Annotated in this window: 14 protein-coding genes; 7 read left to right on the forward strand and 7 right to left on the reverse strand. The window is 54.5% G+C overall.

From position 1 onward, the window contains the following. Positions 1-336 precede the first annotated feature (336 nt). Positions 337-1,845 (forward strand): dipeptide/tripeptide permease DtpA, encoded by a 1,509-nt coding sequence (gene dtpA / locus ACOTW6_RS05090; protein ID WP_062932595.1) that lies wholly within the window; start codon positions 337-339, stop codon positions 1,843-1,845. A gap of 105 nt (positions 1,846-1,950) precedes the next feature. Continuing rightward, on the forward strand, positions 1,951-2,556 hold the full coding sequence (gstA, locus tag ACOTW6_RS05095; protein WP_003857598.1) for a glutathione transferase GstA: 606 nt from the start codon (positions 1,951-1,953) through the stop codon (positions 2,554-2,556). An 89-nt stretch (positions 2,557-2,645) separates the two neighbouring features. Here gstA and pdxY read toward each other — a convergent pair whose 3' ends face one another. From pdxY to anmK, 5 genes are all read right to left on the reverse strand, one after another. Next, positions 2,646-3,506, reverse strand: coding sequence for a pyridoxal kinase PdxY (gene pdxY, locus ACOTW6_RS05100; protein ID WP_023313972.1), 861 nt, complete (start codon positions 3,504-3,506; stop codon positions 2,646-2,648). Positions 3,507-3,572: 66 nt separating this feature from the next. Beyond that, complete coding sequence (tyrS, locus tag ACOTW6_RS05105) at positions 3,573-4,847, reverse strand: tyrosine--tRNA ligase (RefSeq protein ID WP_017384594.1); 1,275 nt, start codon at positions 4,845-4,847, stop codon at positions 3,573-3,575. A gap of 125 nt (positions 4,848-4,972) precedes the next feature. Further along, positions 4,973-5,629: a pyridoxamine 5'-phosphate oxidase gene (gene pdxH / locus ACOTW6_RS05110; RefSeq protein ID WP_032648127.1), complete on the reverse strand. Its 657-nt coding sequence runs from the start codon at positions 5,627-5,629 to the stop codon at positions 4,973-4,975. Positions 5,630-5,686: 57 nt separating this feature from the next. Then, the gene (gene mliC, locus ACOTW6_RS05115; RefSeq protein WP_062932594.1) at positions 5,687-6,010 is read right to left on the reverse strand and encodes a C-type lysozyme inhibitor; all 324 of its coding nucleotides are present in this window, start codon (positions 6,008-6,010) and stop codon (positions 5,687-5,689) included. 93 nt (positions 6,011-6,103) lie between these two features. After that, positions 6,104-7,228, reverse strand: a complete 1,125-nt coding sequence (anmK, locus tag ACOTW6_RS05120) for an anhydro-N-acetylmuramic acid kinase (RefSeq protein WP_062932593.1) — start codon at positions 7,226-7,228, stop codon at positions 6,104-6,106. Positions 7,229-7,483: 255 nt separating this feature from the next. Here anmK and slyB point away from each other — a divergent pair, with 255 nt between their 5' ends. Both slyB and ACOTW6_RS05130 read left to right on the forward strand, forming a co-directional pair. Next, the gene (slyB, locus tag ACOTW6_RS05125; protein ID WP_003857604.1) at positions 7,484-7,951 is read left to right on the forward strand and encodes an outer membrane lipoprotein SlyB; all 468 of its coding nucleotides are present in this window, start codon (positions 7,484-7,486) and stop codon (positions 7,949-7,951) included. A gap of 193 nt (positions 7,952-8,144) precedes the next feature. Then, positions 8,145-9,509, forward strand: coding sequence for a GGDEF domain-containing protein (locus ACOTW6_RS05130; protein ID WP_062932592.1), 1,365 nt, complete (start codon positions 8,145-8,147; stop codon positions 9,507-9,509). Between the two features lie 35 nt (positions 9,510-9,544). On the opposite strand, the gene slyA is transcribed toward ACOTW6_RS05130, so the two are convergent. Further along, on the reverse strand, positions 9,545-9,985 hold the full coding sequence (gene slyA, locus ACOTW6_RS05135; RefSeq protein ID WP_006808997.1) for a transcriptional regulator SlyA: 441 nt from the start codon (positions 9,983-9,985) through the stop codon (positions 9,545-9,547). Between the two features lie 187 nt (positions 9,986-10,172). On the opposite strand from slyA, the gene ACOTW6_RS05140 reads away from it, so the two are divergent. Genes ACOTW6_RS05140 through ACOTW6_RS05150 form a run of 3 tightly spaced genes read left to right on the forward strand, consistent with a single transcriptional unit; the run spans position 10,173 to position 13,305 of the window. Then, positions 10,173-10,409 carry a DUF1656 domain-containing protein gene (locus ACOTW6_RS05140; protein ID WP_003857607.1) on the forward strand — a complete coding sequence of 79 codons (237 nt, stop codon included), beginning with the start codon at positions 10,173-10,175 and terminating at the stop codon, positions 10,407-10,409. 2 nt (positions 10,410-10,411) lie between these two features. Beyond that, positions 10,412-11,272 carry an HlyD family secretion protein gene (locus tag ACOTW6_RS05145; protein WP_047728633.1) on the forward strand — a complete coding sequence of 287 codons (861 nt, stop codon included), beginning with the start codon at positions 10,412-10,414 and terminating at the stop codon, positions 11,270-11,272. Further along, a complete protein-coding gene (locus tag ACOTW6_RS05150) occupies positions 11,272-13,305 on the forward strand; it encodes an FUSC family protein (protein WP_026080711.1) in 2,034 nt (677 codons plus the stop codon). The genes ACOTW6_RS05145 and ACOTW6_RS05150 overlap by 1 nt, the downstream gene beginning before the upstream one ends. On the opposite strand, the gene sodC is transcribed toward ACOTW6_RS05150, so the two are convergent. Then, the gene (gene sodC / locus ACOTW6_RS05155) at positions 13,284-13,802 is read right to left on the reverse strand and encodes a superoxide dismutase [Cu-Zn] SodC (RefSeq protein ID WP_015570677.1); all 519 of its coding nucleotides are present in this window, start codon (positions 13,800-13,802) and stop codon (positions 13,284-13,286) included. The two genes, ACOTW6_RS05150 and sodC, sit on opposite strands and share 22 nt — an antisense overlap. Between the last annotated feature and the right edge of the window lie 81 nt (positions 13,803-13,883).

A 13,883-nucleotide genomic window follows, 5' to 3' on the forward strand; every position in this document is an offset into this window, starting at 1 on the left:
AAGACCAGTCATTTTTCAGAATATGGGCTATATCACTGCCAATCACCCAAAATAGCAGAACATATCGCCATACAGCCGTTGAACAGGGTCGTTTACAGTGAAAAAAACCATCAATTTTGAACGGATGAGATTTAACGCTGTATAACATTTGCATGACCCGATGATTATACCGCCAGAGTTATATGTAACAGATTATTACAAACGTATTGCCAGATGGGGCTGGATAGTGAACATTACCCGCCGTTTCCCCTCCCAATATAACTATAAAGCGGATGGACTACGGTCATCACGCTATGAACACCCCCGTTAATATGGGATGTAAAAAAAGAGGTATATGTGTCTACTGCAAACAATAAACCAACAGATGAGAGCGTAAGTCTTAACGCTTTCAAACAGCCTAAAGCGTTCTATCTCATTTTCTCTATCGAATTATGGGAACGTTTTGGCTACTACGGCCTGCAAGGGATCATGGCGGTTTACCTGGTTAAACAGCTGGGTATGTCTGAAGCCGATTCCATCACGCTGTTCTCTTCCTTCAGCGCCCTGGTGTATGGCCTGGTAGCTATCGGCGGCTGGTTAGGCGATAAAGTTCTCGGTACTAAACGTGTCATTATGCTGGGCGCCGTTGTTCTGGCGATTGGCTATGGGCTGGTTGCCTGGTCCGGGCACGATGCAGGTGTGGTTTACATGGGTATGGCTACCATCGCGGTAGGTAACGGCCTCTTCAAGGCGAACCCGTCTTCCCTGCTCTCTACCTGCTACAGCAAAGATGACCCACGTCTGGACGGTGCATTTACCATGTACTACATGTCCATCAACATCGGTTCCTTCTTCTCTATGCTGGCAACCCCATGGCTGGCCGCAAAATTCGGCTGGAGCGTAGCGTTTGCGCTGAGCTTCGTGGGTATGCTGATCACCGTTGTGAACTTCCTGTTCTGCCGTAGCTGGGTTAAAGACTACGGTTCAAAACCAGACTTCGAACCCGTGCACATGGGCAAACTGCTGTCAACCATCGTCGGCATCGTGATCCTGGCCGCTGTCGCCACCTGGCTGCTGCACAACCAGGGCGTTGCACGTGCCGTACTGGGCGTGGTTGCGCTGGGTATCGTGATTATCTTCGCGAAAGAAGCCTTCGCGATGCAGGGTGCGGCACGTCGTAAGATGATTGTGGCGTTCATCCTGATGCTGGAAGCGATCATCTTCTTCGTTCTGTACAGCCAGATGCCAACGTCTCTGAACTTCTTCGCTATCCGCAACGTTGAGCACTCCATCCTCGGTATCGCGTTCGAGCCGGAGCAGTATCAGGCCCTGAACCCGTTCTGGATCATGATTGGTAGCCCGATTCTGGCCGCTATCTATAACAAGATGGGCGACCGTCTGCCTATGCCGCACAAGTTCGCTATCGGTATGGTGCTGTGCTCTGGCGCATTCCTGGTGCTGCCGCTGGGGACGAAATTCGCAACCGACGCGGGTATCGTGTCTGTTAACTGGCTGATCCTGAGCTATGCGCTGCAATCCATCGGTGAACTGATGATCTCCGGTCTGGGCCTGGCGATGGTTGCGCAGCTGGTCCCTCAGCGTCTGATGGGCTTCATCATGGGTAGCTGGTTCCTGACGACCGCTGGCGCAGCCATCATCGCAGGTAAGATTGCGAACCTGATGGCGGTACCAGACAACGTTACCGACCCGCTGGTTTCCCTGAATGTCTACGGCACCGTGTTCATGCAAATTGGTATCGCGACCGCCGTGATTGCCGTGCTGATGCTGCTGACCGCACCTAAACTGAATCGTATGACGCAGGACGACGACAAATCCGCTAAAGCGATCAAAACCGCGAACGCGTGATGTCATCGGGAAACGACTGAACAGAAGCCGCTAATTGATTAGCGGCTTTTTTTTTATCTGAACGCGCACTAACATAGCTGGAACCTCAGCAAAAAGGAGTTACCGATGAAACTGTTCTATAAACCGGGCGCCTGCTCTCTTGCTTCCCATATTACGCTTCGCGAGAGCGGTAAAGATTTCACGCTGGACGGCGTTGACCTGATGAAAAAGCGCCTGGAAAACGGGGATGACTTTTTTGCGATTAACCCAAAAGGCCAGGTTCCGGCCCTGCTGCTGGATGATGGCACCCTGCTGACCGAAGGGGTGGCGATTATGCAATTCCTGGCGGACAACGTACCGGATCGTCAGCTCCTTGCCCCCACCGGCAGCATTGCACGTTATAAGACGCTGGAGTGGCTGAACTATATTGCCACCGAACTGCACAAAGGATTTACGCCCCTGTTCCGCCCGGACACGCCGGAAGAGTACAAACCTACCGTGCGCGCGCTGCTGGAGAAAAAGTTGCAGTACGTTAACGACGCGCTGAAAGACGACCAGTGGATCTGTGGCTCGCGTTTCACCATCGCCGATGCTTATCTGTTTACCGTTCTGCGCTGGGCGCGCGCGGTTAAGCTGAACATGGAAGGGTTAGACCATGTCGCGTCGTATATGACGCGCGTGGCGGAGCGTCCTGCGGTGGCGGCGGCGCTGAAAGCGGAAGGGTTGAATTAACCGAAGGCCTGGGTTGCCGGGTGGCGCTGACGCTTACCCGGCCTACCAATTCCGTAGGCCCGTGCAAGCGCAGCGCCGCCGGGCGGTGTCTAAAGCTGCGTTGCGCTGAAATAGTGCTCCGGCTTCGCGATACGATCCTGCGCCGCGACGACCTGGAGCTCATATTCCTGCATCGTCTTCGTCGCAATCATGATTTCATAAACGGCTGCGGTGACGTGCTCCAGCGCATCGCGCAGGCTCGCACCCTGCAATAGCTTCACCAGCAGCAAACCGCTGGTCACATCCCCGACCCCGACAGGCTGACGTGTACCGAAATCCACCAGCGGTCGACTGATATGCCAGGCTTCATCCTTCGTCACCAGCAGCATCTCAAAACGGTCCTGGCTCAACCCTGCGCGTGCCAGGTGTTTCACCAGCACAATCTCTGGCCCCTGTGCGATCAGCTCGCGAGAGGCGCTTACCGCCTCTTCTACGCTGTTGACCGGATGCTCGCACAGGATCTCAAGTTCAATCAGGTTGGGGGCAATAATATCGCTGGCGGGCAATGCATGGCGGACATGAAACTCCGCAACGCCCGGCGCTACAATGCAGCCTTTTTCCGGATGTCCCATCACCGGATCGCAGAAATATTTCGCCGCGGGGTTTGCCGCTTTCACCTGGCGCACAATGCCGAGGATATGTTCCCCCTGCTCCGCCGAACCCAGATAGCCGCTCAGTACGGCATCGCAGCGTTTGAGCTGGTCGATATCCGCAATCCCCTGAACGATTTCCGTCAGATGCGACGGCGGCATCACGCAGCCGGTCCATTTACCGTACTGGGTGTGATTCGAAAACTGGACGGTATTGAGGGGCCAGACGTTAACGCCGAGGCGGCGCATCGGGAATTCCGCAGCGCTGTTGCCAGCATGTCCAAACACAACGTGGGACTGAATGGCGAGGATGTTCTTCATGTTTTACTTACCAAACCCTGTCAAAACAAAAGGGGCGTGGTTTCCCACGCCCCTGCATACTTTTAATTACTTCCAGCAGACCAGGCAGTAATTTTTCTTACCGCGACGCAGCAGCGTGTAGCGACCATAGAGACGGTCGTTCTCGGTAAAGGTGTATTCCGGATCGGCCTGTTTTTCGCCATTAATGGTGATGGCGTTAGAGGCGATGGTTTTACGCGCCTGACCGCGAGACGGCTGGAGCTCGGAGTCCACCAGCGCCTGCATCAGATCTGCGCCTTTTTCCATCTCTACCATCGGCACGCCATCCTGCGCCAGCTGTTCGAAATCCGCTTCGCTTAAATCGCTCAGGGTTCCGTTGAACAGGCTCGCCGTAATGCGCTTCGCCGCCGCCAGACCTTCTTCGCCGTGAACCAGTTTGGTCACTTCGTCCGCCAGCACGTACTGGGCGCGTGGTGCTTTACCGCTGTTCTTGTCTTCTTCTTCCAGCGCATTGATTTCTTCGATATCCATAAAGGTGAAGAACTTCAGGAAGCGATAAACGTCGGCATCCGCCGTGTTGATCCAGAACTGGTAGAACTTGTACGGGCTGGTTTTCTTCGGATCCAGCCATACCGCGCCGCCTTCGGTCTTACCGAACTTGGTACCGTCGGCTTTGGTGATCAACGGCACGGTCAGACCAAACACCTGATTCTGGTGAAGGCGACGGGTCAGATCGATACCGGAGGTGATGTTACCCCACTGGTCGGAACCGCCAATTTGCAGAGAGACGCCGTGCAGCTTGTTCAGGCAGGCGAAGTCATACCCCTGCAACAGGTTGTAGGAGAACTCGGTGAAAGAGATACCCTGATCGTCACGGTTAAGACGCTGCTTCACTGCTTCTTTGTTAATCATCTGGTTAACAGAGAAGTGTTTGCCGATGTCACGCAGGAACGTCAGCACGTTCATGCCACCAAACCAGTCGTAGTTGTTCGCCGCAATCGCAGAGTTATCACCGCAGTCGAAATCCAGGAACGGTGCAACCTGTTTCCGGATCTTATCCACCCACTCCTGCACGGTGTCTTCGGTATTCAGCTTACGCTCAGCGGCTTTGAAACTTGGGTCGCCAATCAGACCGGTCGCGCCGCCAACCAGTGCGACAGGCTTATGGCCGGCCATCTGGAAGCGTTTCAGGCATAACAATGGAACAAGATGCCCCAAATGCAAGCTGTCAGCGGTGGGATCGAAGCCGCAATAGAGCGCGATCGGGCCTTGCGCCAGTCGCTCTGCTAACGCTTCCTCGTCCGTCACCTGGGCCACGAGGCCCCGCTCTTGCAATTGTTTAATCAAGTTACTGCTTGCCATCAAATTCTCCATGTATAAACGACTGCACCTTTGCCGGTACACGACTTTTCGCCTGATGCGAAAGGACCATAGAATAAAGCGCCAGCGCGGTGTGCGCTAGCGCTTAAATCAACAAATTTTGGGGATTACGGGGCCAGTCTGTCGATTTTCCAGCCACCGTTGTCGCGCTGGTATAAAAAGCGGTCGTGCAGGCGGTGTTCACCGCCCTGCCAGAACTCTATCTGTTCAATGGGGATGCGGAACCCGCCCCAGAAACTCGGCAGCGGTACTTCACCCTGCTGAAACTTCTGTTTGAGTTCGAGGAATTTACTCTCCAGCACGCCGCGGGCTGAGATTCGGCTGGACTGTTTAGAGACCCAGGCGCCGATCTGACTGTCGCGCGGGCGGCTGTGGAAATATTTTACCACTTCGAGCGTAGAGAGGCGCTCCGCCTTGCCGGTGACCATCACCTGGCGCTCCAGCATATGCCACGGGAAGAGCAGGCTAATACGCGGATTATTTTCAAGGTGATGCGCTTTACGACTGCCAAGGTTGGTGTAGAACACCAGCCCTTTCTCGTCATAATGCTTGAGAAGAACGATGCGTTGATACGGCTGACCGTTTTCATCAACCGTGGCAACGACCATCGCCGTCGGGTCGGCCAGTTTCGCTTCGCAGGCCTGCTTCAGCCAGCGTTCAAAAAGCACCAGCGGTTCGGCGGGAAGATCCTGGCGGCGCAAACCGCCTTTGGTGTATTCACGGCGCAGATGCGCAATTTGCTGTAGTTCGTCGTTATCTGACATGGCGTTAGCTGAAAGTGAGATTGGGTGGCGCTATTGTGCGCGCCCCCTTCAAAAATCTCAACGCTTCGGATTTTCAAGCTGACAATTGTTCAGCACAATGCGGTCACGCTTGTAGACGGTGGCGCTGTCGCCTTTCGACCAGAAGACGTAGATCCCGTCTGAGTAGCGCGCACCGGAGGCCGACATTCCCTGCTTCAGCGTCAACAACTTATTGTCATAAACAAAGCTGGCTTCCTGACGCGGGTTGTTCAGCTTCACCGTCAGCGGTTTTTCATCACAACGATATTCCAGCGTATCGGTTTGCATACGCTCAACGAACTGGTTATAGACGCTGCATCCGGTCATAAGAAAAGATACAGCAATGAGAAGAAGTTTTTTCATGGGCAGATTCCGAAGACTATCCTGGTCCTGGAGGGCCTAACCGCCCTCCTGTTTTTCCCTATTTTACGGGTTACGCCTCCCGCTGAATTTCAGTTAACTCTGATTATGGCGCGGGTTTGCGGGGAAAATGGCCCCGAGGACGCTCGCCTCCCGCGCACCGGTTACGGAGGGTAAATTCCCCGGCAGACCGGCAACCGTACGCCAGGCGAGCCAGGCGAAGGCCAGCGCTTCCATATCGTCTCCGCTGATCCCGGCTTCATCAGTGGTCGTGACTTCGGTGCCCGGCAGCAAGGCGGCGAGGCGTGCCATCACCAGCGGGTTGCGGCTTCCGCCTCCGCATACCAGCAAGCGCTCACACCCGCCGCTCAGCAACACCTGTTCAGAAATCGACACCGCGGTGAGCTCCGTCAGCGTAGCCTGCACATCCTGAGGCGCAAGGCCGGGGAAGCGCGTCAGCTGACGTTCAAGCCAGCCGTAGTTGAAATATTCCCGCCCCGTGCTTTTCGGCGCAGGCAGAGCAAAGAAAGGATCGCTTAACAGGGTTTGCAGCAAGGGAAGGATCACTTTCCCCTGGCTGGCCCACTGCGCGTCTTTGTCATAGGCTTTACCGCTCTGACGCCAGATCCAGGCATCCATCAGCATATTACCGGGTCCGGTATCGTACCCCCGCACGGGTTGCCCGGGAATAAGCATTGACAGGTTGGCGATCCCGCCGATGTTCAGGACCATCCTGCGCTCTACCGGGTGCGCCAGCAGCGCCTGATGAAATGCCGGAACCAGCGGCGCCCCCTGCCCGCCGAGGGCCATATCGCGACGACGGAAATCACCCACCACCGTCACGCCGGTTTTTGCCACAATCTGGTTGTTATCGCCAATTTGCATCGTGTGCGGCGCCTCCCCGACAGGTTCATGCCAGACGGTCTGCCCATGGCAACCTATTGCCACGATATCCTGCGGGTGGAGTCTTTCCTGCTGCATCAGGGCCAGTACCGCATCAGCAAACAGCGCCCCCAGACGCACATCCAGTTGGCCCAGTTGGGAAAGCGTCAGCTGTTGCCCCTGGCAAATGTTCAGGATCTCTTCTTTTAACGAGACCGGAATTGGCCAGGTCAGGCTTGCCTGCTGCGCCACCATGTTTTCATCAATGGCGGCCAGAACGACATCCACACCGTCAAGACTGGTACCAGACATCACACCGATATAGCGACCCGATTTCATGCGCTTTCCTTACGTTACATGGGCTAAGTGCAAACACTCCATCATAAATAACGCGGCTTTGCTATGCGGTGATAATAATTTTTAACAATCTCAGACCTGTAGCACAGGCGATGTTTGTTTATGTCCCGTTAAGCCCTGTTCAGGTAAAATTTATCTATTCGGGATGCAAAGATATGAACTGTGGTCAGGAATGCCATATAATTTAGCCATAACGGATGCCCCAACCGGGCGTTTTTTGGTGAACAGGAGAGTCAAATGATTTTACGTGTACTGGGCGTTTCGCTGATTGGTTTAACACTGGCGGGTTGTGTGAATGACAGTTCACTCTCCGGCGACGTATATAGTGCTTCTGAAGCTAAACAGGTACAGAACGTGACATACGGTACTATCGTTAATGCCCGTCCTGTTCAGATTCAGGGTGGCGATGACACGAACGTGGTGGGCGCAATCGGCGGTGCTGTGCTGGGCGGTTTCCTGGGTAATACCATTGGCGGCGGCACCGGACGTTCTCTGGCGACCGCAGCGGGCGCAGTTGCAGGCGGCGTAGCGGGTCAGGGCGTTCAGGGTGCGATGAACAAAACTCAGGGCGTTGAGCTGGAAATCCGTAAAGACGATGGCAGCACCATTATGGTTGTGCAGAAACAGGGTAACACCCGCTTCTCTGCTGGCCAGCGTGTTGTTCTGGCAAGCAACGGCAGCCAGGTCACCGTCTCCCCGCGTTAATATCCTGATGGATGTGGTCTTTCAGACCGCATCCATTTACCAAAATCATCATTTCCAATAATATATTGGCACAATATATTCACATGGTGAATTATTCATTTCACCTGTTCTTGTCCGTGCGCAAAGTATTTTTTATTTCCCTCGCTTAGACTCTTCGCAATCTCTTTTTCCTTTTTTAATTTTTAAATTCTCTATGCTTGCGATCTGTCGATTTGTAAAGAACCGCTTTGTGGCCTTCGCGCTTGGGTGCATTGTTATCATTGCCGTATTACAAGGTTTTTTTATAAAACTTGTTGAATGGGTTCCTTCGTTTTCACCTTTGTTTTTCCCTACGCTGACGATATTTCTTCTGGTGTTCCATCTGTTTATTGCCTGTTTTATGGCAATGAAATACTGGTGCGACAGAAGGCGATTATATCTTGTTCCCATTGCCCTGGCCTTTGCCGGTTCGGCGTTACTGATGGTGGGGACACTGGCCAGCTTCCCGGCCTGGCTTGATCTCTATCAGTTCAACGAAGCGAACTATAACGACGCCATGATTTTCTACATGTTCCGCCACTTTTTAATGGCGGTGCTGATGATCGTCGCAGCATTACTGTATAGCCTGCGCAATTCTGCGCTCTCACGAAGCGCCCATGTTGGTATCGTTGTCGGCGCCTCGCTCTTTACGGGCTGTATGCTTGGGCTGGCATTGTTCTATTCCAGCCATTCAACCCTGCTCACACTGGACCTGGTTGATAATGAAACCCGGCAGTTTATGGTTCTGTGGAGCCAGGCGATCAATATCATTTTGATCGTCCTGTGGGTAGTAACGTTAATCACCCTGTTGGCCATTACCCGCGTGAGGAATTTGTTTTGGGTCGGCGGCAATTTTTTATGTGTCTGTTATATCGTCACTCTGCTCATGCTATTGTTAGGCGGACACGCTGAAGATATTTCATGGTACCGGGCACGGTTATTCGAAACTGTCGCTACGTTAATGATTATTTTCATCTTACTTTCTGATGTATTTAATTTGTATCGTGACTCGCATGTAAAATATCAGCAGTCTTATCAAAATTCCATCCGCGACCCCCTCACCCGTCTTTATAATCGCAGCTATTTCTATGATTCATTAAATCACGCGCTAAACACGGCCACGGTGACACATCCGGTGTCGGTGGTCGTGAGCGATCTTGACCGTTTTAAACGCATTAACGACTGCTACGGCCATTTGCAGGGGGATAAGGTTTTACAGTTTGTCTCAAACCTGTTGACCGATTCGGTGCGACCGCAGGATATCGCGGCGCGGATCGGCGGCGAAGAGTTTGTGCTCATGCTGACAAATACACCGTCTGATGTCGCGCATCAGGTTGCCGAACGTATTCGCCTCAAGTTGAGCGGGTTTGACAAGGCCAGCAGCGGTGGGCAGCTTCCGGAACCGATTACCATCAGTATGGGGGTATTCACCGCCACCTCGCCGGAAACCAGCGCTGAAACCTGCGTGGAGAGCGCGGATAAAGCCATGTACGAGGCAAAAGAGACGGGCCGCAACCGGGTGGTGGTGTTCAAATCATGACAGAGGCCTTGCACGAGCAAGGCCTGTAAACAACGTCAGTCGCGCGACTGTAAATCGTGGATGTTTTGCTCAAGACGGGCGATGAGTCCGATCAGCATTTCCAGCTCAGCGGGGGAAATACCGGCCAGGATCTCCCCTCGCGTTTTACTGATGACGGTTTCCATCTCAGTGATAATCGGGGCCGCTTTTTCCGTCAATTTGATCCGCTTGGCGCGACGGTCGCTGGCGCAGGTTTGTCGGGAGATGAGTCCCTTCTCTTCCAGCTGGTCAAGGGTACGCACCAGAGACGGCTGCTCAATACCAATCGCTTTTGCCAGTTGGATCTGTGACTGATCGGGCGGAAGCTGATGGATGTTATGCAGCGTAACCCAGTGCGTCTGTGTGAGTTCCAGAGGTTTCAGGCGATGGTCAATCAGAGCACGCCAGATGCGTACCAACCTTGCCAGATCAGAACCTAATGGCGATTCCAATTTCATCTCCTTATAATTAGCTTGCTAAGTGATTATAGTGATTTTAGAATAGTTTGCAGTATTTGTATTGCCAAAACAAATGCAATCACGGTATTCATCATTCCTTAAAGGATGATTTACACTGAATGGTAATGCGCCATCGCATTGAAATCTGCCAATGTGGCCCTCATTCCACCGCAAAGGATCGCTGCTTGTGACGTTGTTTTCCTTCTCCGCAGGGTTACCCCTCCAGGATCTGATTGTTGGCGCATCGGTCTACTTTCCGCCACTGTTTAAAGCCGTGATGGTCGGTTTTGTGATCTGGCTCATTGCGCATCGTCTGCTGCGCGACTGGATGTATTCCGGTGAAATCTGGCACCCGATGTTAATGGATCTCTCCCTGTTTACCCTCTCCGTCTGTCTTGGCCTTGCCGTGTTAACCGTGTGGTGAGAATAGCATTGAAAACGTTAAAATATTTTTCCACTCTTTTTGTCTTAGCGCTGGCGCTGATGGCTGGCTGGTGGCTCTGGAATTATTACATGCAGTCGCCCTGGACGCGTGACGGCAAGATCCGCGCGGAACAGGTCAGCATCACGCCACAGGTATCCGGCAGTATCAGCGCGCTGCTGGTGAAGGACAACCAGTACGTTCATGCGGGCGATGTGCTATTCCGCATCGACGAGACCCCTTTTCACATTGCGGTGCTTAATGCCCAGGCGCAGCTCGCTAAAGCTCAATCCGATCTGGCAAAAGCCAATAACGAAGCCGAACGCCGCCGCCATCTGTCGAGAAATTACATCTCTGCGGAAGATCTCGATACCGCCAATATCAATGTAAAAGCCATGCAGGCCAGCCTGAAGGTTGCAGAGGCAACGCTGAAACAGGCCGAGTGGCAACTGACCCAGACCGTGGTCAAAGCGCCGGTGGATGGATGGATCACGAGCCTGTCGACCCGTGTGGGGGATTACGCCACCACAGGCCAGCCGGTCTTCGCCCTGGTCGATAGCCACTCTTTCTATGTTGTAGGTTATTTTGAAGAGACCAAGCTGCGCCATATCCGCGAGGGAGCGCCTGCCCGGATCACGCTTTACAGCGGCGCAGAAACGTTACAGGGTCACGTTAGCAGCATAGGTCGGGCAATTTACGATCAGAGCGTGGAAACCGATTCTGGCCTGGTGCCCGACATCAAACCCAACGTACCGTGGGTGCGTCTGGCTCAGCGGGTGCCTGTTCGCGTCGAGTTTGATCAACTGCCGAAAGACATTACCCTGGTCTCTGGCACAACCTGCACCGTCGCCATCGGATCGCGATGATGAACCTGGGGGCTTTCTCCTGGCGCAATACGCCGTGGATAAAAGCGACACGACCGCAGTGGCGTTACGCGCTGCGCAACGGCATCGCCATGTGCCTTGCGCTTACGGTTGCCTATTATCTGAATCTGGATGAGCCTTACTGGGCGATGACCTCTGCGGCGGTCGTCAGCTTCCCTACCGTCGGGGGCGTTATCAGTAAAAGCCTCGGGCGCGTGGCGGGTAGCCTGCTGGGGGCAACCGCCGCACTGCTTCTTGCCGGCCATACCCTGAACGATCCCTGGCTATTTCTGTTAAGCATGTCGGCATGGCTGGGGCTGTGTACCTGGGCCTGCGCCCATTTTACCAATAACGTTGCCTATGCGTTTCAACTGGCGGGTTACACCGCGGCCATTATCGCCTTTCCGGTCGTCAACGTGCTGGACACCACCGAGCTGTGGGATATCGCCCAGGCACGCGTGTGTGAAGTAATGGTCGGCATTCTGTGCGGGGGCGTCATGATGATGATTCTGCCCAGTACCTCAGATGGCACTACGCTTATCACCGCCCTTAAAACGATGCACGCACGTTTGCTGGAACATGCCAGCCTGCTCTGGCAGCCTGACAGCAGCGATGACATCCGCCTCGCGCACGAAAAGGTCATCGGCCAGATCCTGACCATGAACCTGCTGCGCATCCAGGCTTTCTGGAGCCACTACCGTTTTCGTCGCCAGAATACGCTTCTGAACTATTTACTGCACCAGCAATTGCGGATGACGAGTGCGATCTCGAGCCTTCGCCGGATGTTGCTGAACTGGCCTGCACCGCCAGCCCATACCCGGGAGATTATTGAGGCGCTGCTCGCCGCCCTTGCGCGTCCGGATGCCGATATCTATACCGTGGCCCGCATTATCGCGCCGCTCGCTCCAACGGATGAATATGACTACCGGCATCGCGCCTTCTGGCAGCGTCTGAACTATTTCTGCCGCCTGTATCTGCGCAGCAGCCGCTGGTTAAAAGCCGTCGAAAATGCCACGCCCGTCACCGAATTTTCCGTTCCCGGTAGTCCTGCTCTGGCGCGGCATACCGACGCAATGGAGGCGCTGTGGAGCGGTTTTCGTACGTTTTGCGCGTTAACGGCCGTGGGCGCATGGGCCATCACCACCCAATGGGATGCGGGCAGTGCGGCCCTGACGCTTGCAGCAATCAGCTGCGTGCTCTATTCCGTCGCCGCTTCCCCCTTTAATTCCCTGACGCTTCTGCTGCGTACGCTGGTACTGCTGTCGCTGTTCAGCTTCGTGGTGAAATTTGGTTTGATGGTGCAGATAACCGACCTCTGGCAATTTCTGCTGTTTCTCTTCCCGCTATTAACCACCATGCAGTTGCTCAAACTGCAAATGCCTAAACTGGCCGGTCTGTGGGGTCAGTTGATTGTTTTTATGGGCTCATTTATCTCTGTAACGAATCCACCGGTTTACGATTACGCTGATTTTCTCAACGACAACCTGGCGAAGATCCTCGGCGTGGGGCTGGCGTGGCTGGCTTTCGCCGTGCTACGCCCGGGCTCGGACGCGCGTAAAAGCCGCAGGCATATTCGGGAGTTGCGCAGGGGTTTTGTCGATCAGCTGAGCCGCAGGCCGCATCTGCGCGAAAGCGAGTATGAATCGCTGGTTTATCATCATGTCAGCCAGCTGAACAATAGCCAGGATTCACTCTCCCGTCGCTGGCTGCTGCGCTGGGGCGTGGTGCTGTTAAACTGTTCGCACGTGGTGTGGCAACTGCGCGCCTGGGAGACACGTTCCGATCCGCTGTCGCAGGTCCGTGATAACTGTATTTCCATGCTCCGAGATGTGATGAGCGAGCGCGGGGTGCAGCAGCGCCCCCTGAGCGTCACGCTCGCCGAGCTTCAGCGTATTTGCGACGCGCTGGCGCACCATCATCAGCCTGCGGCCCGCGATCTGGCGTCCATTATCTGGCGGCTGCACTGCTCCCTGTCACAGCTTGAACAGGCGCCGCCACCCGGAACGATTGGCGATCAGATCACCCCGCAGGCATAGCGCGCCCCGCCGCCGCCAAGCGGTTTAGGCTGATCGGACATGTTATCGCCGCCCACGTGGACCATCAGCGCCTTGCCTTTGACCTCGTCAAGCTTTTTGAGTCGTGGCGCCACAACCGGATCGGTGGCTTTACCGTCGTTATTTACCACCAGGACCGGCAGATCGCCGAGGTGCCCCATCCCTTCCGGACCTTCATGCTTACCGGAGTTGTGCGGGTCGAGATGCCCCCCTGCCGCTTCCGCAGCTGTTGGTTTCCCCTCTTTCATTGCGGGTTGACAGCTGCCTTTGGCATGAACGTGAAAACCATGTTCGCCGGGTGGAAGAGCCTTGAGATCGGGAGCAAATTCCAGCCCTTTATCGGTTTCGGTGATTTTCACCGTCCCGATGGACTGGCCTACCCCCTGAGAAGTGACGAGATTCATTTCAACGTCCTCGCTGGCTGCATGCGCCCCTGCGCAAACAACCAGCGTAACCATTGCCAGAGCAAAACGCTTCATAAGACCTCCACGGGTTATTTTTTGCACCTTAAGTCTATACCAGCGGCGCAGATTTCACCGGAAAGTCAGGTTCAGGCGTGC

Source organism: Enterobacter cloacae complex sp. IR5403 (assembly GCF_049238705.1).
In the GTDB taxonomy this organism is placed as follows: Bacteria; Pseudomonadota; Gammaproteobacteria; order Enterobacterales; family Enterobacteriaceae; genus Enterobacter; species Enterobacter hormaechei_C.